This is a genomic window from Streptomyces sp. NPDC002776 (assembly GCF_053592195.1).
This window is the reverse complement of record NZ_JBSFVG010000011.1, coordinates 187,670-213,304: the sequence shown is the minus strand read 5'-3', so window position 1 is coordinate 213,304 and position 25,635 is coordinate 187,670. Positions and strand designations below refer to the sequence as shown.

Here is a 25,635-nt window from a genome sequence, read left to right as displayed (position 1 = left end):
CCCCGGGCGCCCCGTGCGTCAGTCGTCCAGGGCCGTCAGGACGTCCGCGAGGTCGACGAACTTGAAGCCCGTGGCGGCGCGGTCGTCGCCCTGCGGGGTCTCGTCGCCGTCCTGGACGACGAGGAGGCCGTTGGGGTAGCGGCGGCCGAGCGGGGCGTTGAGGGCCGCCGCTCCGTCGCACTCCTCGGATCCGTCGAGGGTCGCGGAGGCGGCCGTCACCCGGAAGCCGCCCTCGTACTCGTTGTGGTCCGCCAACTCGCGGTCGTACGCGGCGAAGGTGCTGTCGCCCTGGCTGGAGGCGAGGAGATAGCCGTCGCCGTCGGCCTCGGGCAGCAGGGTCAGGCCCTCGACGTCGGCGGACAGGCGGGTGCCGCCGTAGCCGGGGTCGGCGCCCGGGGTGCACTCCTCGGTGGCCTCGTCGTAGGTCCCGGGGACGCCGTACTCGCGGACCTTGTCGATCAGCCGGGGCGTGCCGGTGAGGTCGGCGCGCAGCCGCCAGATGCCGACGTCCTCCTGGCCTGCGTAGAGGACACCGTTCGCGGGGTCGACCACCATGCCCTCCACCTGGGGCAGTTCACCGGGTTCCAGGCAGGGGGTCCAGGACGTGCCGTCGGGCAGGGTGAAGGACGAGGGCAGGCCGATGGTCCGCAGCTTGCGGTAGCCGACCGTCCCGGAGCGGGTGGGGAGCAGTTCCAGGAGGGCGACGCTGGTGGTCTCGCGGCGGCTGACGAGGGCGTACGAGCGGCCCGACGCGCGGTCGGTCCAGGTGGCGAGGCCGTACGCGGTGCGCTGGTCGTTGATCTCCTCCTGGTCGGCGGAGAAGACGGGCGCCGCGGCGGGGTCGGTGACGTCGGTGAGCGGGCCGCCGGCGCGGTCGCGGTCGATGCGGTAGAAGCGGAGCCGGTCGTTGCCGCGGTCGCTGGTGACGGCGAGGTCGGCGCGGCCGGTGGACAGCTTCAGGCCCTGCACCAGGTCGACGTTGTTGAAGCGCCCGGGGGCGTCCTCGGGCGTCGGACCGGCCGGCGCGGGCAGGGACTGGATCTCGCGAGCGTCGAGGTCGTAGACCCGAAGGCCGCCCTCCTTGGCCGTGGCGACGACCAGGCTGCGGCCCGGCTCCGCGGCGTTGCGCCAGATCGCCGGGTCGTCCGCGTCGGAGTTGCCGCCCGCCTCGTCGTCGTAGAGCGGCGCGGTCTCGGCCCGGGGGGTGAGCGCGGGCAGACCGGACGACGCCCCTGCCTGGGCGGGCAGGGTCACGGCGAGTGCCACCAGGGTGGCGGTCATCAGGAAGACGTACGGTCGGCGGGTACGGGGCTCGGGCACGCGAACGCTCCTTCGGCTCATGATCGGATGCGGCTCGCAGCCTTCCCGGCGCGTGTGACGGGTGGGGGCAGGTCACTTGCCGGGACATGGCCGTGGCATGAACACTACATACCCGGCTCGCGGCGGACGGTGACCGGGAAGTCCACCTGGCGGAAAGGGTTCGGCAGGCCGTACTCGGCGGCCCGTCCCGGATCGTCCACGCGGGCGAACGTGCGGATCAGGCTCACCTTCACGCCGAACACCGCGTCGGAGTCAAGTAGGGCGAGTCGTCGGCGAACAGATAGGTCGTCAGGGTGCGGAACCCCGGCGCCGACACCTGCAGATGGATGTGCGCAGATGGATGTGCGCGGCCCGGTTGGCGTGGCGGCCGGTCGCCCGCAGCAGGGCGCCCACCGGGCCGTCGGCCGGGATCGGGTAATGGCGCGGAACGACCGTGCGGAACCGGAACCCGCCGTCGCCGTCGGCGTGAACAGGCCGCGCAGATTGCGCTCCGGCACCTCGCCGGGCCGCTGGACGTCGTAGAACCCGTCCGCGTCGGCCTGCCACACGTCCACCCGCGCCCCGGCCACCGGTGCCCCGGAGGTCTCCGTGCCCCGGCCGGTGACCAGGCAGGGCTCGCCGCCCTCGCCGATGGCGTCCCCGAGTTCCCGCTCGGGGGGAGTCCACCAGGTGGAAGGGGCCCTCCACGGTCGCCTCGGTGCACTGCCCGTCGGCCGGGTTGTCCAACGACTCCACCAGCATCGACACCCCGAGCACGTCCGAGAGCAGGATGAACTCCTGCCGGGTGGCGTCGCACCGCTGTCCGGTCTCAGTGAGGAAGCGGATGCCCTCGGCCCACTCCTCGCCGGTCAGGCCCACGTCCTTCACGAAGGCGTGGCGTGCCGGACCAGGGACGTCAGGATCTCGCGCAGGCGGGCGTCCGGGGCGCCGGCGAAGGAGGCGGCGACGATCTCCGCGGACCGTTCCGTCTCGAAGGTCCCGGTCGGGTCGCGGGGTTGCTCGGTCATCTGCCGCCTCCTTCACAGCACGGTCAGTTCACGGTCGCGCCGGGCACCTCTTCGGTCACGCCGTTCAGCTCGGAGGCCGGGTCGGAGCCGTAGGGCCGGGTGAAGGCCTCCAGGCCGTGTCCGGAGGGATCGAGGAAGTACACGCCCCGGCCGCCGTCGTTGCGGTTGATCCGGCCCGGGTGCCTGCCGTGCGGATCGGCCTGGATGGGCACGCGCCCGGCGACGAGCCGGGCGAGGATCTCGTCGAACTCCGCCTCCGAGACGAGGAAGGCGTAGTGCTGGATGGGAATGTCCGCACCGGCGGTCATGAAGTCCAGCGTGACGCCGTTGGCGGTGACGACGGGGAGGAACGGCCCGCCGGGTGCCCCGACTTCGAGGCCGAGGATGTCGGCGAGGAAACGGGCGGACTTCTCCCGGTCGCGGGAGAGAACGATGGTGTGGTTGAACTCGACTGCCAAGGGAATGCCTCCACGGGCATCTCCGCGGAACCTCCATGCCTCACCCAGCCGGTGACCGGCACGCGATGCCGCAATGATCACCCTAGGCACAGGGCCGGCGACGCGTCGAGCGGTTTTGCGCCGGAAGGCTCGCCTCCAGCTCGTCGAGGGCTCTGCGCGCCGCGGCGATCCGGTTGAGCAGTTCCCGGTCGGCGGTCGGGGCGGCGGACGGGGTGTCGTCCCGCTGTTCCCGCTCCATCTCCCGCGCCTCCTCCAGCGAGCTGATCACCACCCCGATCAGGACGTTGACCAGCACGAACGAGGCTATGAGCACGTACGACGCGTAGTAGACGATGCTCCAGCGCGTCGCCTCCAGGCCGGAGTGGACCGCCTCGCCGAGGCCGTCCAGGGTCATCAGCAGGAAGAGGGTGAGCACGGCCCGGCCGATCGAGCCGTACTGCTCGGGGTCGTGGTGGCCGAAGAGGATCCAGCCGACCATGGCGTAGACGTACAGCAGCAGGGCGCCCACGAGCAGGAAGCTGACCGTGCCGGGCAGGCTGCGGCCCACCGCGACCATGACGATGCGCAGTTGGGGCAGGAAGCGGGCGGTGCGCAGGACGCGGGCCAGCCGCAGCAGCCGCAGGACCGTGGCGTTCTCGCGAACGAACGGCAGCAAGGCGCAGCCCACGAGGGCCAGGTCGAACAGGTTCCACGGGTCACGGAAGAAGACGCGGGGGCGGTCGGCGTGGGCGCAGGCGCGCAGCACGATCTCGGCGGTGAAGGCGGCCAGACACACGTACTCGGCGGTCCGCAGACCCTGGGACCAGTCAACCGCCAGGCCGCGGTAGGTCTCCACGCCCAGCAGGGCGGCGTTGGCGAGGACCAGGACGAGGACGGTGAACGCGAACCAGCGGGCCTCCGTGATGGTCCGGGCCCACCGGGCGAGTGCTCGGCGGGCGGGCCATGACGCGTTCTCCGGAAGAAGCGGGTGCTCGGTCATCGTGCTGTATCTGCTCCGGCGCGGAGAATGCTATTCCGGGCTCAGATGTGCGAACAGGTGGGATGGCGCGCCGGGGCGGGGGGCGAGGGGGCGCGGAATAGCGCGCCGGGGCCGGATGGGCGGACGGACGCGGAGTGCCGTGCCAGGACCGGACGGGCGGACGGGCGGACGGGCACGGCATGCCCCGCCAGGGCGGTACGTGCGAACGCGCGCAGAATGCCCCGCCAGGGCGTGACGGGGCGAGCGCGCGCAGAATGCCCCGCCAGGGCGGGACGGGCGAGCGCGCCCCGATTGCGTCGCCACGCTGGACGGGTGAACGCGCCCCAATCGCCCCGCCACGCCCTGACGGGCGAACGCATGCAGAATGCCCCCTGCTGGGGCCGCCACGCCGGGACGGGCGAACGGGCACGGCTCCGCCGGGGACCGTGCCCGTCCCCTCACTTCACTTCGCCGGGCGCCGCAGACCGGCCGCCGCCACGGCCGCGCCCACCAGACACAACGCACCGGTCAGCACCCCGGCCGCGTGGACGCCGTTCAGGAACGCCTCCCCGCTGCCCTCCACGACCGCTGCCCGCAGGCCCGCAGGCATGTCGGCGGAGACCGGTGCGATGCCCATCGCCACCGCGTCCTCGGCCTCCTGGAGCCGGTCGGCGAGGGCGGACGGGACGCCCGCCCCGGTCAGTTCGCCGGTGAGCGTGGCGCCCACCTTGGCGCTGATCACGGAGACCAGCACGGACGTGCCGAGGGCGCCGCCGATCTGGAGGGTGGTGGCCTGGAGGCCGCCCGCCACCCCGCCGTCCTGGACGGGGGCGTTGCCGACGATGGCGTCCGAGGACGCGGACAGCACCATGCCGACACCGAGCCCGAGCGCCACGAACGGCGGCCACATCGTGGCGTAGGAGGAGTCGGTCTGCCAGGTGAGCATGCCGAAGCAGGCGGCGGCCTGGAGCACCATGCCGAGCGGCATCGTCAAGTGGGCGCCCAGGCGCTGGGTGAGAACCGCGCCCAGCGGGGAGGCGACCAGCGAGGCCAGGCTCAGCGGGAGGGTGCGCACACCCGCCTCGACGGGGGTGAAGCCGCGGACGTTCTGGAGGTAGAGCATCACGAAGAAGATCACGCCGAGCATGACGAAGAAGTTGAGCGCGGTGATGATCGCGCCGACGGTCAGGGACCGGTTGCGGAACAGCCGCATGGGCAGCAGCGGGTGCTCCACCCGGGTCTCGTGCCGGCCGAACAGGACCAGGACGAGCACGCCCGCCCCGACGGCCGCCCAGGTGCCGGCCGAGGTCCAGCCCCAGCTCTCGCCCTTGACCACGCCGAAGACCACACAGAGCAGTCCGGCCGCGAGCAGCAGGACGCCGGGGATGTCGAAGCGCTGGTGCCCGGTGGAGTTCTTGCTCTGCGGGAGCACGAACATGCTGAACAGCAGGGCGGCGACCCCGATGGGGGCGTTGATGTAGAAGACGGACTCCCAGCTGACGTGCTCCACGAGGAGACCGCCGACGATCGGGCCGAGCGCTGTCGAGACGGCGGAGACCATGGCCCAGATGCCGACGGCCATGCCGAACCTCCGCGGCGGGAAGACCGCCCGCAGCAGGCCGAGCGTGTTGGGCATCAGCAGTCCGCCGAAGACACCCTGGAGCGCCCGGAAGACGATCACCCCGGTGATGGACCCGGAGAGCCCGATGGCGACCGAGGCGAGGGTGAACCCGGCGACGCCGACGAGGTAGTAGGTGCGCCGCCCGAAGCGGTCACCGAGCTTGCCGCCAAGAATGAGGGTGGCGGCGAGGGCGAGCAGGTAGGCGTTGGTCACCCACTGGAGCTGGGCGGTGTCGGCGTCGAACGCCTCTCCGATCGCGGGGTTGGCGATGGCGACGACGGAACCGTCGAGCTGCACCATGAACAGGCCGAACGCGACGGCGCACAGCGTCAGCCAGGGGTTGGCGCGACGGCCCGCGACCGCTGCGGCCGTTCCGGACGCGGGCAGGGTGGAGTGATCCACGGAGGTGGACGGCATGGAGGAGCCTTCTCTTCGAAAAGGGGGTGCGGAGAAAGAGGGAAAAAGGGGATGGGAGGCCCATGGAGGGGGTGAACCGACGGCTTCACGCCCCTCCCGGGGCGCGCCGGCCGCTCAGCGGACGGCGGAGTGGAGCCGGTTCGTCAGGGAGTTGAGGGCGCCCAGGGCGGAGCCCAGCGCGTCCTTCTCACCCTCGGTGAGGGACATCAGCGCCTGGCGGAGGTACGTGGCCTCCAGCTCGCGCACCTCGGCGAGCCGCTGCCGGGACGTGGCCGTGAGATGGAGGTGGGCGACCCGCTTGTCGGTGCCGTCCGGCCGGCGCTCCAGGAGCCCGCGCTCGGTCAGCTGGGAGACGAGGGTGCTGACATTGTTCGGCTTCATCAGCAGCGCCTCGGCCACCTCGCGCACGGTGGCGCCCTCGCGCTGCGCGACGAACCGCAGCAGGGCGAGCTGCCCCTCGGGCGGCTTGGGGTGCGGATACTCCGCGGCGACCCGGCGGTCCAGGGCACGGTGCAGCGCGGGCACGCGGTCCGCGAGCACGGCGGCTACGCGGTCGAGGTCCCGGCCGGGGGCGCTGGAGGGGGTCACCCTCCGACTATAGGTATGACAGCATAGGTATGTCAAAATACCTACCTGAGAAGATCTGCCTACAAGCCCTCCCCTCAAGACCCCCTTCTACGAGAGCCCGGAGCCCGATGACACCCCCGGACCGCGTCTCCTCCCGCCCCCGTACCCCCCGTCCGCCCGCCCCCCAGACGGCCCTGGGCGTCGGCGCGATCCTGCACGGCCCCCGGGGCCTGCTCCTGGGACGCCACCGGCACGGCACCCGGGAGCTGCCCGGGGGCATGGTGGAGCCCGGCGAGTCGCTGCGGGAGACGGTCGTGCGCGAGCTGGCCGAGGAGACCGGCCTGACGGCCCGCCCGGCGGACGTACGCCTCCTCGGCACCCTGCTGGACCGGGTCGACGGGGTGGTACGGCTCACCGTCGCCGCCGAGGTCACCGCCTGGCAGGGGGAACCGGCCGACCAGCCGGGCGAGAAGGTCGGCGACTGGCGCTGGTACGCCCTGGACCGGCTGCCGCAGGAGCTGTTCGTGTGCAGCGCCCAGGCGTTGACCGCCTGGCGTCCCGATCTGCCGATCGACCACACCCCGGCCCACTTCACGCCGTACGCGCTCCCCTAGCCGAGAGGGCCCGGCGGTCCTGCAACCCTCTCGCAACCTCCCCCGTGGTCTCCTGGTCCGTCCGGATCCGGTTCCCCTGGGGATGGTTGGCATGTACGAGGAGATCCCGCGCGTCGAACTCACGCCCGCGGCCGCCGAACTGCTGCGCAGGCTGCACGCGGCGCACGGCCCGCTGATGTTCCACCAGTCCGGCGGCTGCTGCGACGGCAGTGCCCCCATGTGCTACCCGAAGGGCGAGTTCCGTACCGGCGGCTCGGACGTGCTGCTCGCGGAGCTGTACGTGGAGGGCGTCGAGGAGCCGGTCGGGTTCTGGATGTCCCGCAGCCAGTACGAGGCGTGGAGCCACACCCGGCTGATCGTCGACGTGGTCGAGGGCCGGGGCAGCGGCTTCTCGCTGGAGGCACCCGAGGGAGTGCGTTTCCTCATCCGTTCTCGCGTCGTCGGCGCTTAGCCGTCCCGCCGTCCGCCTCCGTCTGATGCACTTCCCCGAGACCTGGGACAGTTGACGAGCCCTCAGGGGGAAGCGTGACCCAACCTCAGAAGCGGTTAGCAGCAGGCAGAACAGCGCTGGCCTTTCTCACCGCACTCGGTGCGCTGGCCGGTACCGCCCTGGTGGGGGCGGCACCGGCCGGCGCAGTTGCCGACGGCACCCGGCTCGCCCCGGGTGTCGTCTACGAGCACTTCGACATCGAGGGCGCCCGGGGCACCGCGCACGGCCATCTGCTGCGCGTGGACCTGACCGACCCGCGCGTCTCGCTGGACCTGCTGTACCCGGGGAAGGTGGCAGCGCGGGAGCCCGTGTCCCGGCTGGCCGACACCCAGGGCGCCGTCGCCGGGGTCAACGGCGACTTCTTCAACATCACCGAGACCCAGCACCCAGGCGTCGAGGCGACCGGCGCGAGCGTGGGACCGGCCGTGGCGAGCGGCCGTACGCTCAAGGCGGCCGTGCCGAACGGTCAGCGCTTCGGGCCCGCGCTGCCGCCCGGCACCTCCACCGAGGACGTCGTCGGCATGGGCGTGGACCGCCGGGTCCGCCTCGACGGCATGGCGCTGCACGGCTCGATCCGCACGGTGACCGGACAGATGGGGCTCGGCGGGCTCAACCAGTACGCGCTGCCGGTGAATTCCGTCGGGGCGTTCACCTCCGCGTGGGGCTCCGCCTCCCGGGTGCGCGCGACCTGCGGCACCGACACCGAGCGGGCGGCGCCGTGCAGCGGGGACACCCACGAGGTGACGCTCCGGGGCGGCCGGGTGGTGTCGACGGCCGACGTACCGGGCGGCGGCCCCATCGAGCCGGGGACCACCGTGCTGGTGGGCCGGGAGGCCGGGGCACAGGAGCTGCGGAAGTTCGTCACGGGTCAGCCGGTGGCGGTACGGCACCGGCTGGTGTCGGCCGACTCGCGGATCCCGTACCGGTTCGCGGTCGGCGGGTACCCGGTGCTCGTCGGCGGACAGCCCCTGCCGGGCCTGGACGACACCACCTCGGCGGTGCGCAGCGCCGTGGGCATCGGGGGTGGCGGGAGGCAGGTGCTGCTGTTCTCACTGGACGGCGGACCGGCGTACCGCGGCCTGACCATCGCCGAAATCGCCGACATCTTGGGCGAGTTGGGTGCGGCCGACGCCTTCAGCCTGGACGGCGGCGGGTCCTCGACCCTGGTCGCCCGGGACCCGGGGGCCTCGGCGGTCACGGTCCGCAACCATCCCTCGGGCGGCGCGGAACGCCCCGTCCCGAACGGCATCGGGGTCTTCGTCACCCCCTGAATCGTCACCCCCTGAATCCTCACGGCCGCAGACCGCTGACGATGCCGGCGGTGGCCGTGAGGCCGCTCTCGATGGTGGGCGCGATGCTCGTGCCGGCCATGTAGAAGCCGAGCAGCACGCACACCAGGGCGTGAGAGACCTTCAGCCCGCCGCTGCGCAGGAAGATCACCGCAAGGATCAGGAGCAGCAGCACCACAGAGATGGAAATCGCCATCGTCAACCTCCTCCGCCACGCCGTCACGTCCGGTTCACGGCGTTCGGCCGTAAGTGTGGCGTAGCGGAGGGTTCGTCCGGGCGGCTGACCTGTCCGCCGAACGTGTGGTGTCACGCCCGGTCGTTCGCCTCCAGGAAGGCGCGCAGGCCCGCGAGGTCGTCGGTGTTGAGGTGGTCGACGTCGGCGGCGACGAGTTCGGTCCACAGCGCGTCGCGCTCGGGGCCCGGCAGGTCCGGGGTGGCCCAGAACCGCACTCGCCGGCCGCGGGAGTGCGCTGCCTGCGTGATCGTGGTCAGCTTCTGCCGCTCGGCGTCGGGGAAGGCGCCGACGCCCCGCCAGGTGAAGTGGTTGGTCCAGTTGTCGCTGATCAGCGGGATGAAGGAGGCGGGGGCCGCGCTGCCGAGGTCGGCGAGCCGGCCGTCGTAGAAGGCGCGGCGCACGGTCTGCGCCTCCATCGGGACGCGGGCGGCGCGGTTTCCGGAGATCACGGCGGTGACGGGTCCGGGCAAGACGCGGCCGCGGGCGTAGGTGGTGAACAGGTGCTTGTAACGCCTGAGGTGCCGGTCGAGTTCGAGGTACGTCGAGGAGCCCTCGGTCTTGATGTCGATGAGCAGTTGGAGCGGCCTGCGGTAACCACGGTACACGGAGCCGTGGTTGGCCTTGACGCGGGCGGCGAGCGGGTCCAGGTAGAGGGACTCCAGGGTGCGCGCGGGGTCCAGGTCCTCGGGGTCGTGGGCGACCAGGAGCTGGTCGCCGACCAGGAAGATGTCGGCCTCCAGGCTGCCGAAGCGGTGGTCGAGGGCGTCGAGGAGCGGGCGCGGGTGCTCGTAGTCGTTGTGGGCGTGGGCGCGCCACAACGGGCGCGGGCGGTGCTTGCGTTCGGTCGCGAACGCAGCTTCGACGGGCTGGGCGGCGACGGCCGCGAGTGCGGCGCCGACGGTGGTGAGGGCTCTGCGACGGGTGATGAGCGCCATGGTCTGCCTCCCTGTGGCCGATCCGGACCACAGGGAGTATGGAGCGGCCCGGGCCGCAAGGGACCTGTCCGTGCCAGGAGTTGGCCGGACTGCCGCCACCCGTTCACTCCTCCCGCGCGGGCGCACGGAAAAGCCCGCCCCAGGCAGGGCGGGCTTTGCCCGGTGAACTCCCGGCCGCGTCAGGGGGCCTGGAGGTCGACGAGTTCGGCCAGGGCCGCCCGGTGGGCGCCCGCCGTGCCGTAGGCGATGGAGTCCGCCTTGGCCCGCTTCAGATACAGATGGACCGGGTGCTCCCAGGTCATCCCGATACCGGCGTGCAGTTGCAACGCCTCCTCGGCGGCATGGACGGCGACGGACGCCGCGTACGCCTGGGCGACGGCGACCGCCACATCGGCGTCCGTGCCGGCCGTCAGGGCTCCGGCGGCGTTGCGGGCGGCGGCCCGCAGGTTGACGACCTCCAGCCACAGCTGGGCGAGCCGGTGCTTGAGCGCCTGGAAGCCGCCGACGGGCCGGTTGAACTGCTTGCGCTCCTTCAGGTACCGGACCGTTTCGGTCAACGTCCAGTCCGCGAGCCCCAGTTGCTCGGAGGCGAGCAGCCCGGCACCGGCGCGCAGTGCCCGCCGTACGGCCGGCTCGGCGTCCCCCAGCCGACGCCCCGGCGCACCGGCCAGGGTCACCGTCGCCACGGGCCGGGTCAGGTCGAGGGACACCTGCGGGGTGACGGTCACGGCGGCGGCGTCCACGGCGTACAGCCCGCCGTCGTCCGCGGGCACGAGCAGCACATCGGCGACGGCCGCGTCCGCGATCCCGGTCAACTCCCCGTGCAGGGCGCCGTCTTCCAGTCGTACGGCCTTGTGGGCGGCGCCCGGAGCGAGGTGCAGGGCGACGGCGAGGGCGCCGATGCGGCGGCCGGCGGCGAGCTCGGCCAGCAGGTCGAAGGCGTCGCAGGCCAGCAGCGCCTCGGTGGCGACGACGGCACTGGTGAGGTAGGGCACGGGGGCGACCGCGCGGCCCAGCTCCTCCAGGACGACGGCGGCTTCGCGATGGCCGGCGCCCTGGCCGCCGTGCTCCTCGGGCACCAGCAGGCCCGCGAGGCCCATGCGGTCGGCCAGCGCCTTCCAGGCTTCCAGGTCGTGCGGGGCGTCGGACTCGGTGCGCGCGATGACCCCGGGCGCGTCGCAGTGGTCGGCGAGCAGGTCCCGGACGGCGGCGCGCAGCGCCTCTTCCTCCTCCGAGTACAGCAGATCGGGCTGTGCGCTCATCGGGCCAGGTCCTTCCATGCGACGTGCTTGTCGGTGCGCGGCTCGGCGGGCAGGCCGAGGACGCGCTCGGCGACGATGTTCAGCAGGACCTCGCTGGTCCCGCCCTCGATGCTGTTGCCCTTGGAGCGGAGGTAGCGGTAGCCGGCGTCGCGGCCGGTGAAGTCCACCTGGTCGGGGCGGCGCATGGTCCAGTCGTCGTACAACAGGCCCTCTTCGCCGCGGAGTTCGACCTCCAGGCCGCTGATCTCCTGGTTGAGGCGGGCGAAGCCGAGCTTCATCCCGGCGCCCTCGGGTCCCGGCTGGCCCGCGACGAGCTGCTGGCGCAGCCGCTCGCCGGTGAGCCGGGCGACCTCGGCGTCGACCCACAGCTTCAGCAGCCGCTGGTGCAGGTCGTGGGTGCGCAGTTCGGGGCGCTCGCGCCAGGTCCTGGCGACCGCGCCGATCATGCCGCCCTCGCGGGGCAGCCGCGAGCCGCCGATGGCGACGCGCTCGTTGTTCAGGGTGGTCTGCGCGACCCGCCAGCCGTCGCCGACCGCGCCGAGGCGGCGGGAGTCGGGGATGCGGACGCCGGTGAGGAACACCTCGTTGAACTCGGCCTCGCCGGTGATCTGGCGCAGCGGCCGCACCTCGACGCCGGGGTCGGTCATGTCGCAGAGGAAGTAGGTGATGCCCGCGTGCTTGGGCACGTCCGGGTCGGTGCGGGCGATGAGGATGGCCCAGCGGGCGACATGGGCGCTGGAGGTCCACACCTTCTGCCCGTTGACCACCCAGTCCTCGCCTTCCCGGACGGCCCGCGTGCCGAGCGCGGCCAGGTCGGATCCGGCGCCGGGCTCGCTGAAGAGCTGGCACCAGACCTCCTCGCCCGTCCACAGCGGACGCAGGTACTGCCGCTTCTGCTCCTCCGTGCCGTAGGCGAGGATCGTCGGGGCGGCCATGCCGAGGCCGATGCCGATGCGCCGGGGGTTGTTGTCGGGGGCACCCGCCGCCTCCAGCTCGGCGTCCACGACGGCCTGGAGGGAGCGCGGGGCGCCGAGGCCGCCGAGACCCTCGGGGTAGTGCACCCAGGCGAGGCCCGCGTCGAAGCGCGCCCTGAGGAAGTCCAGGCGCTCGGTGGTGGCGGGCGGATGCGCGGCCAGGAACTCCTGGGTCAGACGGCGGACGTCGGTCATGCCGCTCCCCCCGTCAGGACGGCGACGCGGCCGGTGGTGACGCCGTCGCCGACCCGCTGCACGGCGGCGGCGGCCTCGCCGAGCGGTACCCGCTCGCTGATCAGCGGCTTGATGGCGCCACGCGCGGCCATCTCGGTGAGCTGCTCGTGGCAGTGCTGGACCAGCTTGGGGTTCTTGGTGTTGTACAGGCCCCAGTGCAGGCCGAGGATCGCGTAGTTCTTCACCAGCGCGTGGTTCAGTCCCGGGCTGGGGATGGTGCCGCTGGCGAAGCCGACGATCACGATCCGGCCCTCGAAGGCGACGACCTTGGTGGACTGGGTGTACGCCTCACCGCCGACGGGGTCGTAGATCACATCGGCGCCCCGGCCGCCGGTGGCCTCCTTCACCGCGGCCACGACGTCCTCGGCGCGCCGGTCGATCACCACGTCGCAGCCCAGGTCCCGGGCGACCGCGGCCTTCTCGGCGCCGCCGACGACACCGATGACGGTGGCGCCGGCGGCCTTGCCGAGCTGCACGGCCGCGCTGCCGACCCCTCCGGCGGCAGCGTGGACGAGCAGCGTCTCCCCCGCTTCGAGGCGGGCCCTGCGGTGCAGACCGAACCAGCCCGTCTGGTAGCCGATGTGCAGGGCGGCCGCCTCGGCGTCGTCCAGCGAGTCGGGCGCGGGCAGCAGCGCCGCGGCGTCGGCCACGGCGTACTCGGCGAAACCGCCGTACGGCAGCGCCGGGTTGGCGATGACGCGGCGGCCGTCCTCGGTCTCGCCGCAGATCTCCACGCCCGGGGTGAACGGCAGCGGCGGCCTGACCTGGTAGTGGCCCCGGCACATCAGCACGTCCGGGAAGTTGATGTTGGCGGCGCGTACCTTCAGCAGGACCTGGCCGTCGCCGGGGGTGGGCCGCTCGACGTTCGCGAGCCGCATCACCTCGCTCGGCTCGCCGTTCTCGTGCACTTGCCATGCCTGCATGCGGAGCCTCCACGGACTGCGTCGTCTGACCGGGGTCGGTTCGCATACTAAGCGGTCGCTTGCCGATCAGGGAACAGTCACGCCGGTCACGCCTGCCGGGGCTTGGCGCGCACGTGCATCCGCTCCCCCTGCGGTCCGAACAGACTCAGGAACTCCGCGGGCCCCTCCCCCGTCGACCCGAACCAGTGCGGCACCCGGGTGTCGAACTCGGCCGCCTCTCCCGCCGTGAGCACCACATCATGCTCGCCCAGCACGACCCGCAGCCGCCCGGACAGCACGTACAGCCACTCGTAGCCCTCATGGGTACGCGGTTCGGGCTCCTCCTCGCGCTGCGGTACCAGCACCTTGAAGGCCTGGAGGCCGCCGGGCTGCCGGGTGAGCGGCCAGAAGGTGCGCCCATGGCGGATCAAGGGCTCGGCCCGTACCCGCGGATCCCCCACCGGTGGTGCCCCGACCAGCTCGTCCAGCGGCACCTGGTGGGCCTGCGCGATCGGCAGCAGCAGCTCCAGGCTGGGCTTGCGCAGCCCGGACTCCAGCCGCGACAGGGTGCTGACCGAGATGCCGGTCTTCTCGGCCAGCGCCGCCAAGGTCACCTCGCGGTCCTTGCGGAGCCGCCGCAGCCGGGGGCCCACCTCCGCCAGAACGTCCTCGGTAGTCATGAGGACAATTGCAGAATCGGCAAAGAAGTTTGTCAATCCCGCGCCTCGGAGCGACCGTGACGGCATGAGCGAGACACACGACATGACCGAGACCTACGAAGTGATCGTGATCGGCGGCGGAGCGGCCGGCCTCTCGGCCGCCCTGGTCCTGGGCCGCGCCCGGCGCCGCACCCTGGTCGTCGACGCGGGCGAGCCGCGCAACGCTCCCTCCGCCCATATGCAGGGCTATCTCTCCCGGGACGGCATGGCGCCGGCCGAGTTCCTGGCGATCGGGCGCGAGGAGATCGCCCGGTACGGGGTGGAGCTCGTCCGGGACCGGGCGGTGGATGTCGCCAAGGAGGAGGACTTCACCGTCGTCCTGGCCGGTGGACGCAGCGTCCGGGCCCGGCGGCTGGTGATGGCCACCGGCCTCAAGGACGAGCTGCCGGAGGTGCCGGGGCTCGCCGGGCGGTTCGGACGGGACGCGCTGCACTGCCCGTACTGCCACGGCTGGGAGGTGCGCGACCAGGCGTTCGGGGTGCTCGCGACGAGCCCGCTGAGCGTCCACCAGGCGCTGATGGTCTCCCAGTGGTCGAAGGACGTGACGCTCTTCCTGCACGAGGTCGACGAGAGCGAGCTGACCGGCGACGACCTGCGCAGGCTGGCCGCCGCCGGGGTCGAGACGGTGCCCGGCGCGGTCGCCGAGGTGCTGGTCGAGGACGACCGGCTCACCGGCGTGCGCCTCGCCGACGGCACGGCGCACGCCCACCAGGTGCTGTTCGTCGCGCCCCGCGCCGTCCCGCAGACCGACCTGTTGCAGCGGCTGGGCGCGGAGCTGACTCAGACCCCGTTCGGCGCCTACCCCGTGGTCGACCCGACGGGCCTGACCAGCGTGCCCGGGGTGTGGGCCGCCGGGAACGCGATGGGCTTCGGCGAGCAGGTCGTGAACGCCGCAGCCGGCGGCTACCGGGCGGGGGCCACCATCAACGGAGACCTGTTGATGGCCGACCTGGACGCCCGGCGCTGAGGCGTGTCGTGCCCCTGCGGGGCGGCGCCGTCCGGGTGTGAGGCGGCCGGGGCCGGGGCACCATGGGCTGCATGCTGCTGACCCGGCTGGCCCAGGTGTCCCAGGATGTCGCCGCGACCTCGGCCCGGTCCCGGAAGGTCGCCCTGCTGGCGGAGCTGTTCCGGGACGCCGAGGCCGCGGACGTGCCGATCGTCATCCCGTATCTGGCGGGACGCCTGCCGCAGGGGCGGCTCGGCGTCGGCTGGAAGGTGCTCGGCCGCCCGGTCGCCCCCGCCGCCGAACCGACCCTCACGGTGGCCGGGGTCGACGCCCTGCTCACCGAGCTGGGCAAGGTGTCGGGCGCCGGTTCACAGGCCGAACGGGCTCGCCTGGTGGGCGAGTTGATGGGCGCGGCGACGGCGGACGAACAGCGGTTCCTGCTCGGTCTCCTCACCGGCGAGGTCCGCCAGGGCGCCCTGGACGCGGTCGCCGTGGAAGGGCTGGCGCAGGCGGTCCAGGCGCCCGCGGCGGACGTGCGGCGGGCGGTGATGCTGGCCGGCTCGCTCCAGACGGTGGCCGAGGCCCTGCTCGCCGACGGCCCCGCCGCGCTCGACCGCTTCCGGCTCACCGTGGGCCGCCCGGTCCTGCCGATGCTGGCGCACAGCGCCTCCTCGGTGTCCGAGGCGGTCGAGAAGCTCGGCACCTGCGCGGTGGAGGAGAAACTGGACGGCATCCGCGTCCAGCTCCACCGGGACGGCGATGCCGTACGGGTCTACACCCGCACCCTCGACGACATCACCGACCGGCTGCCCGAAGTGACCTCCGCGGCTCTGCAGTTGCGGGGCGAGCGGTTCATCCTCGACGGCGAGGTCATCGCCCTCGACGAGCAGGGGCGGCCCCGCTCCTTCCAGGAGACCGCGGGCCGGGTCGGCTCCCGGGTGGACGTGGCGACGGCGGCGCGCGCGGTCCCCGTCTCCCCCGTCTTCTTCGACGCGCTCTCCGTCGACGGCCACGACCTGCTCGACCTCCCCTTCGCCGACCGCCACGCGGAACTGGCCCGGCTCGTCCCCGAGCCGATGCGGGTCCGGCGCACCCTCGTCTCCGGACCCGAGGACGTGCGGCAGGCCGAGGACTTCCTCGCCGGGACCCTGGAGCGCGGCCACGAGGGCGTCGTCGTCAAGGCCCTGGACGCCGCCTACAGCGCGGGCCGGCGCGGCGCGTCCTGGCTGAAGGTCAAGCCGGTGCACACCCTCGACCTGGTCGTCCTGGCCGCCGAATGGGGCCACGGCCGGCGCACCGGCAAGCTCTCCAACCTCCACCTCGGCGCCCGCACCGCCGACGGCTCCTTCGCCATGCTCGGCAAGACCTTCAAGGGCATGACCGACGCGATGCTCAGCTGGCAGACGGAGCGCCTGAAGGAGCTGGCGGTCGCGGAGAGCGGCTACGTGGTCACCGTACGCCCCGAACTCGTCGTCGAGATCGCCTACGACGGCCTGCAGCGGTCCACCCGCTACCCGGCCGGCGTCACCCTCCGGTTCGCGCGGGTGATCCGCTACCGGGAGGACAAGCGCCCCGAGGAGGCGGACACCGTGGAGACCCTGCTGGCGGCCCATCCCGAGGTGAGGCCATGAAGTACAGCGCGGGCCTGCTGCTGTTCCGCCGGACCGCGGGGGGCGTGGAGGTGCTGCTCGGCCACATGGGCGGCCCGTTCTTCGCGCGCCGCGACGCGGGGGCGTGGGGCGTGCCCAAGGGCGAGTACGAACCGGAGTCGGAGACGGCCTGGGAGGCGGCCCGGCGGGAGTTCCAGGAGGAGCTCGGCCTGCCGCCGCCCGACGGTGACGCGGTGCCCCTCGGTGACGCCCGCCAGTCGAACGGCAAGCTGGTCACGGTGTGGGCGATCGAGGCCGACCTCGATCCGGACACCGTCACCCCGGGCACCTTCCGGATGGAGTGGCCCCCGAAGTCGGGCCTGACCGAGGAGTTCCCCGAGCTCGACCGGGTGGCGTGGTTCCCGCTGGTCCGCGCCCGGGAGGTGATCGTCAAGGCGCAGGGCGCGTTTCTGGACCGGCTGGCGGAGCACTCGGGCTGAGCCGCCGCGTTGCGGCCACCGGCGACGCGCGGGAAGGTCGAAGCACATCAGCTCCCCGGGAGGTCAGTCATGCCCATCGCAACGGTGAACCCGGCGAACGGCGAGACACTCAAGACGTACGAGGCCATGGGCGCGGAGGAGACCGAGCGCCGCCTCCAGCTCGCCGAGGCCACGTTCCGCACGTACCGGACGACCACGTTCGACGAGCGGGCACGGCTGCTGAACCGGGCCGCGGATCTCCTGGACGAGGACCAGCGGGACATCGCACGGGTGATGACCACCGAGATGGGCAAGCCGGTCAAGCAGGCCCGCGCCGAGGCCGCCAAGTGCGCCAAGGCGATGCGCTGGTACGCCGCACGCGCCGAGGCGCTCCTCGCCGACGAGGTACCCGACGACACCGACGTACGGGACTCCGGCGCCGCCCGGGTCCGGGTCCGCTACCGCCCGCTCGGCCCGGTGCTCGCGGTGATGCCGTGGAACTTCCCGCTGTGGCAGGTGATGCGCTTCGCCGCGCCCGCGCTCATGGCGGGCAACGTCGGCCTGCTCAAGCATGCCTCGAACGTGCCGCAGACCGCGCTGTACCTGGAGGACCTGTTCCACCGGGCGGGCTTTTCGGAGGGCACTTTCCAGACGCTGCTGATCGGCTCCGGCGCGGTCGAGGAGATCCTGCGCGACGAGCGCGTCAAGGCGGCCACCCTCACCGGGAGCGAGCCCGCGGGCCGGGCGGTCGCCTCGGTGTGCGGGGACATGGTGAAGAAGACGGTGCTGGAGCTGGGCGGCAGCGACCCGTATGTGGTCATGCCCTCGGCCGACCTCGACCGGGCCGCCGAGGTCGCGGTCACCGCGCGGGTGCAGAACAACGGGCAGTCGTGCATCGCCGCCAAGCGGTTCATCGTGCACACCGATGTCTACGACGCCTTCGCGGAGCGGTTCACGGCCGGCATGCGGGCGCTGAAGGTCGGCGACCCGATGGAGGAGGCCACCGAGGTCGGGCCGGTCGCGACCGAGCAGGGGCGGGCCGATCTGGAGGACCTGGTCGACGACGCGCGGCGGAGCGGGGCTCAGGTGCTGTGCGGCGGCCACCGGCTGCGGCGGCCCGAGCTGCCCGGCTGGTACTACCCGCCGACCGTCCTGGCCGGCATCACCCGCGAGATGCGCATCCACCGCGAGGAGGCCTTCGGTCCCGTCGCCACGCTGTACCGCGCGGGTGACATCGACGAGGCCGTGCTCATCGCCAACGACACGCCCTTCGGGCTGAGTTCGAACGTGTGGACGCGCGACGAGGCCGAGGCCGACCGGTTCGAACGGGACCTGGAGGCCGGCAGCGTGTACGTGAACGGGATGACGGCCTCCCACCCGGCGTTCCCGTTCGGCGGGGTCAAGCGGTCCGGGTACGGGCGTGAGCTGTCCGGGCACGGAATCCGCGAGTTCTGCAACATCACGACGGTTTGGCACGGGGCGTGACGCCTGCGCGGCTACCATCCCGTTTGTGAACCGCGAAGTGACTCTGCCTCTGATCGTCGACGACCGCGGGACCTTGCAGGTGGCTGCCGCCGATGTGAGCAAGTTGTTGCGAACCGTGGGTGGGCGGTGGCTGCATCTCGTCGAGGCCGGGGAGGATCTCGACGAGGACACCGTGGCCGCCCTGACCATCGAGCTGGCCAAGCTGGCGGATCGTATCGACGTGGCGTGCATCGCCCACAGCAGCGGCGGCGCGCCGTAGGGGTCATTGCTTCGTGGCCGGGTGCAGGTTCGTCGTGATCGCGCGTTTGGAGTAGCCCGACGCGAAGTCGCCGCGTCCTCGGGTGAAGGTGGACTGGACCACCCTCTGAGGCGAAAGCAGGCACGGTTCATGGCGACTTTGTGCAGACCCTCGGTGTCCGTTCCAGAGCACGTGATCACGATGGAGGAGACGCTGGAGCTGGCGCGCTCCCGCCACGCAGACCACCCTCAACTCCCGCTGGCACTCCGGCTGATCGAGAACACGGGCGTGAAGACCCGGCACATCGTGCAGCCCATCGAGGAGACGCTGAAGCATCCGGGCTTCGAGGAGCGCAACAAGATCTACGTGTCGGAGGCGAAGGCCCGGGTGCCCTCCGTCGTACAGCGGGCCCTCGACGACGCGGAGCTGCTCACCACCGACATCGACGTGATCATCTACGTCTCGTGCACGGGCTTCATGATGCCCTCGCTCACGGCCTGGCTGATCAACGAGATGGCCTTCGACGCCACCACCCGCCAGATACCCATAGCGCAGCTGGGCTGCGCGGCCGGCGGCGCGGCGATCAACCGGGCGCACGACTTCTGCACGGCCTACCCCAAGGCCAACGCGCTCATCGTGGCCTGCGAGTTCTGCTCGCTGTGCTACCAGCCCACCGACATCGGCGTCGGCTCCCTGCTCTCCAACGGCCTGTTCGGCGACGGAATCGCCGCGGCCGTGGTGCGCGGCCGGGGCGGCGAGGGCATCGAGCTGGAGCGCAACGGCTCGTACCTGATCCCCAAGACCGAAGAGTGGATCATGTACGACGTCCGCGCCACCGGCTTCCACTTCCTGCTGGACAAGCGGGTGCCGGCCACCATGGAGCCGCTCGCCCCGGCGCTCCAGGATCTCGCGGGGCTGCACGGCTGGGACGCCGCCGACCTGGACTTCTACATCGTCCACGCGGGCGGGCCCCGCATCCTCGACGACCTCAGCAAGTTCCTGCAGGTCGACCCGCACGCCTTCCGGTTCAGCCGGGCCACGCTCACCGAGTACGGCAACATCGCCAGCGCCGTCGTCCTGGACGCGCTGCGCCGGCTGTTCGACGAGGGCGGGGCCCAGGACCGGGCGCGCGGGCTGCTGGCCGGGTTCGGTCCCGGCATCACCGCCGAGATGGCACTCGGCCGCTGGCGCACGGACGAAGAGGCGGTATGACCGAAGAGACGCTCACCGAGATCCTCCCCCCGATCCGGCACTGGCCGGCGCTCGATCTGACCGGAGTCGACTTCGACCCGGTGCTGACCGAGCTGATGCGGGAGGGCCCCATCACCCGGATCCAGCTGCCCAACGGCGACGGCTGGGCCTGGCTGGTCACCCGGTACGAGGACGTACGCATGGTGACCAACGACCCCCGGTTCAGCCGCGAGGCCGTCATGGACCGGCCGGTCACCCGGCTCGCCCCGCACTTCATCCCGGCCCGCGGCGCGGTCGGTTTCCTGGACCCGCCCGACCACACCCGGCTGCGCCGCTCGGTGGCCGCCGCGTTCACAACCAAGGGCGTGGAGCGCATCCGCGACATGTCCCGCCGGATGCTGGACGACCTGGTCGACGAACTGCTCCGGGCCGGGCCGCCGGCCGACCTCACCGCGACGGTCCTCTCCCCCTTCCCCATCGCGGTGATCTGCGAGCTGATGGGCGTGCCGGCCGCGGACCGCCACATCATGCACACCTGGACCCAGCTGATCCTGTCCTCCGCGCACGGCGCGGACGTCAGCGAGAAGGCGAAGCACGAGATGGGCGCCTACTTCGCCGATCTCATCGGGCTCCGGGAGGGCAGTACCGCCGAGGACGTCACCTCCCTGCTCGGCGCCGCCGTGGGCCGGGGCGAGGTGACGCTGGAGGAGGCCGTGGGGCTCGCGGTGCTCCTCCAGATCGGCGGCGAGGCGGTCACCAACAACAGCGGGCAGATGTTCTACATCCTGCTGACCCGCCCCGACCTCGCCGAACGTCTGCGCGCGGAGCCGGAGATCCGGCCCCAGGCCATCGACGAGCTGCTGCGCTACATCCCGCACCGCAACGCGGTGGGCCTGTCGCGGATCGCGACGGAGGACGTGGGCATCAGGGGCGTACGGATCCGGGCCGGGGACGCGATCTATGTGTCGTACCTGGCCGCCAACCGTGATCCGGACGTCTTCCCGTTCCCCGAGACGATCGACTTCTCGCGCTCGCCGAACCCGCATGTGTCCTTCGGTTTCGGTCCGCACTACTGCCCCGGCGGCATGCTGGCCCGGATGGAGTCGCAGCTCCTGGTGGACGCGCTGCTGGACCGACTGCCGGGGCTGCAGCTGGCCGTGCCGCCGGAGAAGGTGCCGTTCCGCAAGGGCGCGTTGATCCGCGGGCCCGAGGCGCTGCCGGTGACGTGGTGAGCGGTCGATGACGGCGACGGAAGGGCTGCTGGTGCCGCCGGGCCAGGGCCGGGTCGTGCAGACTCCGGCCCAGCACGTGACCTTCAAGGTCACCGGCTCGCATTCGCGCATGGCGTCCACGTTCGAGGTGATCGTGCCACCCGGCTTCGACGTGGGCGCCCATGTGCACACCCGCAGCGAGGAGTTGTTCTACGTGCTCGAAGGCGAGCTGGACGTGCTCGCCTTCGAGCCGAGGATCCGGACCCCCGACAACTGGCAGCGCTGGGAGTCCGGTTCGGGCAACCGGGTGGTACGCGCGACACCGGGCACGGTGATCGTCGTACCGCCCGGCTGTCCGCACGCCTTCGCCAACCCGACGGACGAGCCCGCGAAGATGTTCTTCCAGGCGAGCCCGCCGCCGGACCATGAGCGGTACTTCGAGGAACTGCTGGAGATCCTGGGCAACGGGGGCCCGCCGGACCACACGGCGATCGAGGAGCTGCGCAAGCGGTACGACATCGAGCAGCTCACGCCGTTGAAGCACCGGTGAGCGTTCCCACCCGAAGCTACCGAATGGTCATCCCCGAGAGCGTCCGAGCAATCACCAAACGCTGGATCTCACTCGTGCCCTCAAAGATCGTATAAATGGCCGCATCCCGGTGCATCCGCTCCACCGGGTACTCCCGGGTGTAGCCGTTGCCGCCGAGGATCTGGATCGCCTGGCCGGTGACCTTCTTGGCCGTCTCGCTGGCGAACAGCTTCGACATCGAGCCCTCGGCCGCGGTGAACGGCTTGCCGTTGACCGCCATCCAGGACGCCCGCCAGACCAGCAGCCGCGCCGCGTCGATCGACGTCCGCATGTCGGCGAGCTGGAAGGCGACGCCCTGGTTGTCGATGATCGGGCGGCCGAACTGCTCACGGGTGGTGGCGTAGTCCAGCGCCACCTCGTACGCGGCACGGGCGGTGCCCACCGCCATGGCGCCGACCGCCGGCCGCGAGGCCTCGAAGGTCGCCATCGCCGCGTTCTTCACCCGCTCGCCGCCGCTGCGGGCCCGCTCCCGGGCCCGGGCCAGGCGCTCGTCGAGCTTCTCCTTGCCGCCGAGCAGGCAGGAGCCGGGGACGCGGACGTTCTCCAGGACGACCTCGGCGGTGTGCGAGGCGCGGATGCCGTGCTTCTTGAACTTCTGGCCCTGGGACAGGCCCGGCGTGTTCGGCGGGACGATGAAGGAGGCGTGGCCCTTGGAGCCGAGTTCGGGGTCGACGACCGCGACGACGACATGGACGTTGGCGATGCCGCCGTTGGTCGCCCAGGTCTTGGTGCCGTTGAGCACCCACTCGTCCTTTGCCTCGTCGTAGACGGCCCGCGTACGCATGGAGGCGACGTCGGAGCCGGCGTCGGGCTCGGAGGAGCAGAAGGCCGCCACTTTGACATCGTTGGCGTCGCCGTACATCTGGGGGATCCAGGTGCCGATCTGCTCCTCGGTGCCGTTGGCGAGGACGCCCACGGCGGCCAGGCCGGTGCCGACGATGGACAGCGCGATGCCGGCGTCGCCCCAGAACAGCTCCTCCATCGCCATCGGGATGCCGAGGCCGGTGGCGTCGAAGTACTGCTGGGCGTAGAAGTCGAGGGAGTAGATTCCGACCTTGGCGGCCTCCTGGATGACCGGCCAGGGAGTCTCCTCACGCTCGTCCCATTCGGCGGCCGCGGGGCGGATGACATCGGCGGCGAAACCGTGCAGCCAGTCCCGGACCTCCTTCTGTTCGTCGTTGAGCTCCATGGTGAACTCGGCCATGTCCCCTCCAGCGGCAGCGCACGTGCATGTTACTTGCGGTAACCGCAGTCTGTTACCGACGGGTAGGAAAAGTCAACTCCTGATGACCGGTCGGTAGCCCGTTCGATGTCAGGAACGTGTTGAGTGTTAGTTTGCGCAGGCGTCACCGAAAAAGCACGGGTGGGGAGAGCACATGGACACCACACAGCGGACCGAGCAGCAGCGGTCCGCGGACCGCCGTCGGCGCGAGCTGCTGGAGGCCGCCGACCGGGTGGTGCTGCGCGACGGTCCACAGGCCTCGATGAACGCCATCGCCGCCGAGGCGGGCATCACCAAGCCGATCCTCTACCGTCACTTCGGCGACAAGGGCGGACTCTACGCGGCCTTGGCCAAGCGGCACACCGACGCGCTGCTGGACTCGCTGCGGGCCGCGCTGGACGCTCCCGCGGAGCGACGGCAGCGGGTGGAGGCCACGCTGGAGACCTACTTGGCCGCCATCGAGGCACGGCCCCAGGTGTACCGCTTCCTGATGCACCCCGCCGAGGGCGGGCACACCGGGGACCAGGGGTTCGACGTTGGCAAGCACTCGGCTCCGCTGCTGCGGAGGATGGGTGAGGAGCTGGCGCAGGTCATCGAGGAGCGGCTGGACCTCGGGCCGGGCAGCCAGCAGCTGGCCCGCGTGTGGGGCCATGGGATCGTCGGGATGATGCATGCCGCGGGCGACTGGTGGCTGGGCGAACGGCCCTGTTCCCGGGCCGAGTTGGTGCGGAGTCTGGCGGATCTGCTGTGGGGCCGTCTCGCGGCGGCCGGCGACAAGGTGGGTGGCCCGGGTTTCTGAGTCAGCCGCTCCAGGAGGCTCGCGCCACCTGCCGCATCAGCCGCCGGTGCCGCCACCCCGTGACGCGGTCCGCGTACACCTTCCCCGCCACGTGGTCGCACTCGTGCTGCAGACACCTCGCGAAGAAGCCCGTCCCCTGCACCGTCACCGGCTCGCCCGTCACCGTGAACCCCTCCACCACCGTGTGGTCGTACCGTTCCGTCCCCGCTTCCAGACCGGGCAGGGACAGGCACCCCTCCGGCCCCCGCACCACCACACCGTCGGCCTCGACCAGACGCGGGTTCACCACATGCCCCAGATGCCGTACGTCCTCGTCGTCGGGACAGTCGTAGACGAACACCCGCAGCGGCACGCCGACTTGGTTCGCCGCGAGGCCGACCCCCTGCGCCGCGTACATCGTGGCGAACATGTCCTCGACGAGCCTCGCCAGTTCGGGGCCGAAGTCCGTGACCTCCTCGGCGGGGGTGTGCAGGAGCGGGTCGCCGAGCAGGGTGAGGGGCCGGACACGCCCGTGGGCGCCCGGAATCGAGCCGTGTCGCATGGGCGCAAGATTACGGCCGATTCGGGAGCGCGAGGGGATCTCGATAGGCTGACCACCTACGACGTTGGGAGGATCGAGGACTGATGGCAGGCAACTCGGACCCGCTCACTCCGCGGGCCAAGATCGCCGTTACCGCGGGCAAGGCGGTGGCGGCGGCATCGCGCGCAGCGGGGCGCGGCAGCGGTTCGGTGATCGGTGGCCGGGTGGCGCTCAAGCTCGACCCCGACCTCCTCGCACGGCTCGCGCAGAACCTGGACGTGGTCCTGGTGTCGGCGACCAATGGCAAGACCACCACCACCCGGCTGATCGCGGAGGCGCTGGGCGCCGCGGGCCCGGTGGTCTCCAACGCGCTCGGCGCCAACATGCCCGCCGGTATCACCTCCGCGCTGGCCGGTGGCTCGGAGGCCCGTTACGGCGTCATCGAGGTCGACGAGAAGTACCTCGCGGGCGTCGCCCGGGACACCGACCCCAAGTGCATCGCCCTGCTGAACCTCTCCCGCGACCAGCTCGACCGCGCCGCCGAGACCCGGATGCTCGCCGAGGCCTGGCGCGAGGGGCTCGCGGGGTCGAAGGCCGTGATCGTCGCCAACGCCGACGACCCGCTGGTGGTGTGGGCCGCGTCCTCCTCCCCCAATGTGATCTGGGTCGCCGCCGGGCAGATGTGGAAGGACGACGCCTGGTCCTGCCCGTCCTGCGGCGGTGTGATGCAGCGGCCGGGCGACGACTGGTTCTGCGGTGAGTGCGGTTTCCGCCGGCCGACGCCGAGCTGGGCGCTCTCCGGCGACCACGTCCTCGACCCGCACGGCTCCGCCTGGCCCATTCACCTCCAGCTGCCGGGCCGCGCCAACAAGGCCAACGCCGCCTCCTCGGCCGCCGTCGCCGCCGTGTTCGGGGTGCCGCCGCAGGTGGCCCTGGAGCGCATGTACCAGGTGCAGGCGGTCGCCGGACGCTACGACGTCGTCCAGTTCCAGGGCCGCGACCTGCGCCTGCTGCTCGCGAAGAACCCGGCCGGCTGGCTGGAGACGTTCTCCCTGATCGACCCGCCGCCCACCCCGGTGATCCTGTCGGTGAACGCGCGCGGCGCCGACGGCACCGACACCTCCTGGCTGTGGGACGTCGACTACACGCGTCTGACCGGGCACCCCATCTGCGTCATCGGGGACCGCAAGCTCGACCTCGCGGTGCGGCTGGAAGTGGCCAACCAGCACTTCCAGGTCTGCGAGAACCTCGACCAGGCCGTGCAGCAGTGTCCGCCGGGACGGATCGAGGTCATCGCCAACTACACCGCGTTCCAGGACCTGCGCCGCCGCGTCGGCAACTGACGTATCCGTAAGGACAGTGAC

General features: G+C 72.0%; 27 protein-coding genes and 3 pseudogenes. 13 read left to right on the top strand and 17 right to left on the bottom strand.

Annotated features, from left to right (window positions below):
• Positions 1-18: 18 nt before the first annotated feature.
• The 9 genes and pseudogenes from ACWD11_RS23170 to ACWD11_RS23130 form a co-directional block, all read right to left on the bottom strand.
• Positions 19-1,320 carry a phytase gene (locus ACWD11_RS23170; RefSeq protein WP_451285170.1) on the bottom strand — a complete coding sequence of 434 codons (1,302 nt, stop codon included), beginning with the start codon at positions 1,318-1,320 and terminating at the stop codon, positions 19-21.
• A 104-nt stretch (positions 1,321-1,424) separates the two neighbouring features.
• The gene (locus tag ACWD11_RS23165) at positions 1,425-1,553 is read right to left on the bottom strand and encodes a hypothetical protein (RefSeq protein WP_389417646.1); all 129 of its coding nucleotides are present in this window, start codon (positions 1,551-1,553) and stop codon (positions 1,425-1,427) included.
• 55 nt (positions 1,554-1,608) lie between these two features.
• Positions 1,609-1,889 (bottom strand): annotated as a pseudogene (locus ACWD11_RS23160) (dioxygenase family protein).
• Positions 1,890-2,082: 193 nt separating this feature from the next.
• Positions 2,083-2,178, bottom strand: a pseudogene (locus tag ACWD11_RS23155) (dioxygenase); the annotation flags it as partial.
• 5 nt (positions 2,179-2,183) lie between these two features.
• The gene (locus tag ACWD11_RS23150; protein ID WP_389417645.1) at positions 2,184-2,327 is read right to left on the bottom strand and encodes a hypothetical protein; all 144 of its coding nucleotides are present in this window, start codon (positions 2,325-2,327) and stop codon (positions 2,184-2,186) included.
• 23 nt (positions 2,328-2,350) lie between these two features.
• Positions 2,351-2,785: a VOC family protein gene (locus ACWD11_RS23145; RefSeq protein ID WP_451285168.1), complete on the bottom strand. Its 435-nt coding sequence runs from the start codon at positions 2,783-2,785 to the stop codon at positions 2,351-2,353.
• 82 nt (positions 2,786-2,867) lie between these two features.
• Positions 2,868-3,764, bottom strand: a complete 897-nt coding sequence (locus ACWD11_RS23140) for an ion transporter (protein WP_451285166.1) — start codon at positions 3,762-3,764, stop codon at positions 2,868-2,870.
• Between the two features lie 442 nt (positions 3,765-4,206).
• Positions 4,207-5,781, bottom strand: a complete 1,575-nt coding sequence (locus ACWD11_RS23135; protein WP_389417642.1) for an MFS transporter — start codon at positions 5,779-5,781, stop codon at positions 4,207-4,209.
• 114 nt (positions 5,782-5,895) lie between these two features.
• Entirely contained in the window at positions 5,896-6,369 is a 474-nt protein-coding gene (locus tag ACWD11_RS23130; protein ID WP_389417641.1) for a MarR family winged helix-turn-helix transcriptional regulator, read from the bottom strand.
• 110 nt (positions 6,370-6,479) lie between these two features.
• Between ACWD11_RS23130 and ACWD11_RS23125 the strand changes: the two are divergent.
• The 3 genes and pseudogenes from ACWD11_RS23125 to ACWD11_RS23115 form a co-directional block, all read left to right on the top strand.
• Positions 6,480-6,962: pseudogene (locus ACWD11_RS23125) on the top strand (nucleotide triphosphate diphosphatase NUDT15); the annotation flags it as partial.
• Positions 6,963-7,053: 91 nt separating this feature from the next.
• Positions 7,054-7,413, top strand: coding sequence for a DUF779 domain-containing protein (locus tag ACWD11_RS23120; protein ID WP_389417640.1), 360 nt, complete (start codon positions 7,054-7,056; stop codon positions 7,411-7,413).
• Between the two features lie 74 nt (positions 7,414-7,487).
• The gene (locus tag ACWD11_RS23115; protein ID WP_451285163.1) at positions 7,488-8,723 is read left to right on the top strand and encodes a phosphodiester glycosidase family protein; all 1,236 of its coding nucleotides are present in this window, start codon (positions 7,488-7,490) and stop codon (positions 8,721-8,723) included.
• Positions 8,724-8,742: 19 nt separating this feature from the next.
• Here ACWD11_RS23115 and ACWD11_RS23110 read toward each other — a convergent pair whose 3' ends face one another.
• The 6 genes from ACWD11_RS23110 to ACWD11_RS23085 form a co-directional block, all read right to left on the bottom strand.
• Positions 8,743-8,937 carry a hypothetical protein gene (locus ACWD11_RS23110; RefSeq protein ID WP_389417638.1) on the bottom strand — a complete coding sequence of 65 codons (195 nt, stop codon included), beginning with the start codon at positions 8,935-8,937 and terminating at the stop codon, positions 8,743-8,745.
• A gap of 110 nt (positions 8,938-9,047) precedes the next feature.
• Entirely contained in the window at positions 9,048-9,911 is an 864-nt protein-coding gene (locus tag ACWD11_RS23105; protein ID WP_451285161.1) for a phosphatidylinositol-specific phospholipase C/glycerophosphodiester phosphodiesterase family protein, read from the bottom strand.
• A gap of 179 nt (positions 9,912-10,090) precedes the next feature.
• A complete protein-coding gene (locus ACWD11_RS23100; protein ID WP_389417636.1) occupies positions 10,091-11,173 on the bottom strand; it encodes an acyl-CoA dehydrogenase family protein in 1,083 nt (360 codons plus the stop codon).
• The gene (locus ACWD11_RS23095; protein ID WP_451285159.1) at positions 11,170-12,342 is read right to left on the bottom strand and encodes an acyl-CoA dehydrogenase family protein; all 1,173 of its coding nucleotides are present in this window, start codon (positions 12,340-12,342) and stop codon (positions 11,170-11,172) included. Before ACWD11_RS23095 ends, ACWD11_RS23100 begins: the two co-directional genes overlap by 4 nt.
• Positions 12,339-13,304 (bottom strand): NADPH:quinone oxidoreductase family protein, encoded by a 966-nt coding sequence (locus tag ACWD11_RS23090; RefSeq protein ID WP_389417634.1) that lies wholly within the window; start codon positions 13,302-13,304, stop codon positions 12,339-12,341. Before ACWD11_RS23090 ends, ACWD11_RS23095 begins: the two co-directional genes overlap by 4 nt.
• Before the next feature lie 86 nt (positions 13,305-13,390).
• Positions 13,391-13,963 (bottom strand): helix-turn-helix domain-containing protein, encoded by a 573-nt coding sequence (locus ACWD11_RS23085; protein WP_389417633.1) that lies wholly within the window; start codon positions 13,961-13,963, stop codon positions 13,391-13,393.
• A gap of 82 nt (positions 13,964-14,045) precedes the next feature.
• Between ACWD11_RS23085 and ACWD11_RS23080 the strand changes: the two genes are divergently transcribed.
• The 8 genes from ACWD11_RS23080 (at position 14,046) to ACWD11_RS23045 (ending at position 21,691) form a co-directional block, all read left to right on the top strand.
• Positions 14,046-14,969, top strand: coding sequence for an NAD(P)/FAD-dependent oxidoreductase (locus ACWD11_RS23080; protein ID WP_389417974.1), 924 nt, complete (start codon positions 14,046-14,048; stop codon positions 14,967-14,969).
• Between the two features lie 71 nt (positions 14,970-15,040).
• Positions 15,041-16,579 carry an ATP-dependent DNA ligase gene (locus tag ACWD11_RS23075; RefSeq protein WP_451285156.1) on the top strand — a complete coding sequence of 513 codons (1,539 nt, stop codon included), beginning with the start codon at positions 15,041-15,043 and terminating at the stop codon, positions 16,577-16,579.
• Positions 16,576-17,037 carry an NUDIX domain-containing protein gene (locus tag ACWD11_RS23070; protein ID WP_389417631.1) on the top strand — a complete coding sequence of 154 codons (462 nt, stop codon included), beginning with the start codon at positions 16,576-16,578 and terminating at the stop codon, positions 17,035-17,037. Before ACWD11_RS23075 ends, ACWD11_RS23070 begins: the two co-directional genes overlap by 4 nt.
• Positions 17,038-17,106: 69 nt before the next feature.
• Positions 17,107-18,501 (top strand): NADP-dependent succinic semialdehyde dehydrogenase, encoded by a 1,395-nt coding sequence (locus ACWD11_RS23065; RefSeq protein WP_389417630.1) that lies wholly within the window; start codon positions 17,107-17,109, stop codon positions 18,499-18,501.
• Positions 18,502-18,526: 25 nt separating this feature from the next.
• Complete coding sequence (locus ACWD11_RS23060) at positions 18,527-18,760, top strand: DUF6213 family protein (RefSeq protein WP_389417629.1); 234 nt, start codon at positions 18,527-18,529, stop codon at positions 18,758-18,760.
• A 105-nt stretch (positions 18,761-18,865) separates the two neighbouring features.
• The gene (locus ACWD11_RS23055; protein ID WP_389417973.1) at positions 18,866-19,951 is read left to right on the top strand and encodes a type III polyketide synthase; all 1,086 of its coding nucleotides are present in this window, start codon (positions 18,866-18,868) and stop codon (positions 19,949-19,951) included.
• Complete coding sequence (locus ACWD11_RS23050; RefSeq protein ID WP_451285154.1) at positions 19,948-21,162, top strand: cytochrome P450; 1,215 nt, start codon at positions 19,948-19,950, stop codon at positions 21,160-21,162. The genes ACWD11_RS23055 and ACWD11_RS23050 overlap by 4 nt, the downstream gene beginning before the upstream one ends.
• A gap of 7 nt (positions 21,163-21,169) precedes the next feature.
• Complete coding sequence (locus ACWD11_RS23045) at positions 21,170-21,691, top strand: cupin domain-containing protein (RefSeq protein ID WP_389417627.1); 522 nt, start codon at positions 21,170-21,172, stop codon at positions 21,689-21,691.
• Between the two features lie 16 nt (positions 21,692-21,707).
• On the opposite strand, the gene ACWD11_RS23040 is transcribed toward ACWD11_RS23045, so the two are convergent.
• Positions 21,708-22,934, bottom strand: coding sequence for an acyl-CoA dehydrogenase family protein (locus ACWD11_RS23040; RefSeq protein WP_389417626.1), 1,227 nt, complete (start codon positions 22,932-22,934; stop codon positions 21,708-21,710).
• 172 nt (positions 22,935-23,106) lie between these two features.
• On the opposite strand from ACWD11_RS23040, the gene ACWD11_RS23035 reads away from it, so the two are divergent.
• Entirely contained in the window at positions 23,107-23,751 is a 645-nt protein-coding gene (locus ACWD11_RS23035; RefSeq protein ID WP_389417625.1) for a TetR family transcriptional regulator, read from the top strand.
• A gap of 1 nt (position 23,752) precedes the next feature.
• Here the strand turns inward: ACWD11_RS23035 and def are convergent, their stop codons facing one another.
• Positions 23,753-24,292 carry a peptide deformylase gene (def, locus tag ACWD11_RS23030; protein WP_389417624.1) on the bottom strand — a complete coding sequence of 180 codons (540 nt, stop codon included), beginning with the start codon at positions 24,290-24,292 and terminating at the stop codon, positions 23,753-23,755.
• 83 nt (positions 24,293-24,375) lie between these two features.
• Here def and ACWD11_RS23025 point away from each other — a divergent pair, with 83 nt between their 5' ends.
• On the top strand, positions 24,376-25,614 hold the full coding sequence (locus ACWD11_RS23025; protein WP_389417623.1) for a MurT ligase domain-containing protein: 1,239 nt from the start codon (positions 24,376-24,378) through the stop codon (positions 25,612-25,614).
• Positions 25,615-25,635: the final 21 nt, after the last annotated feature.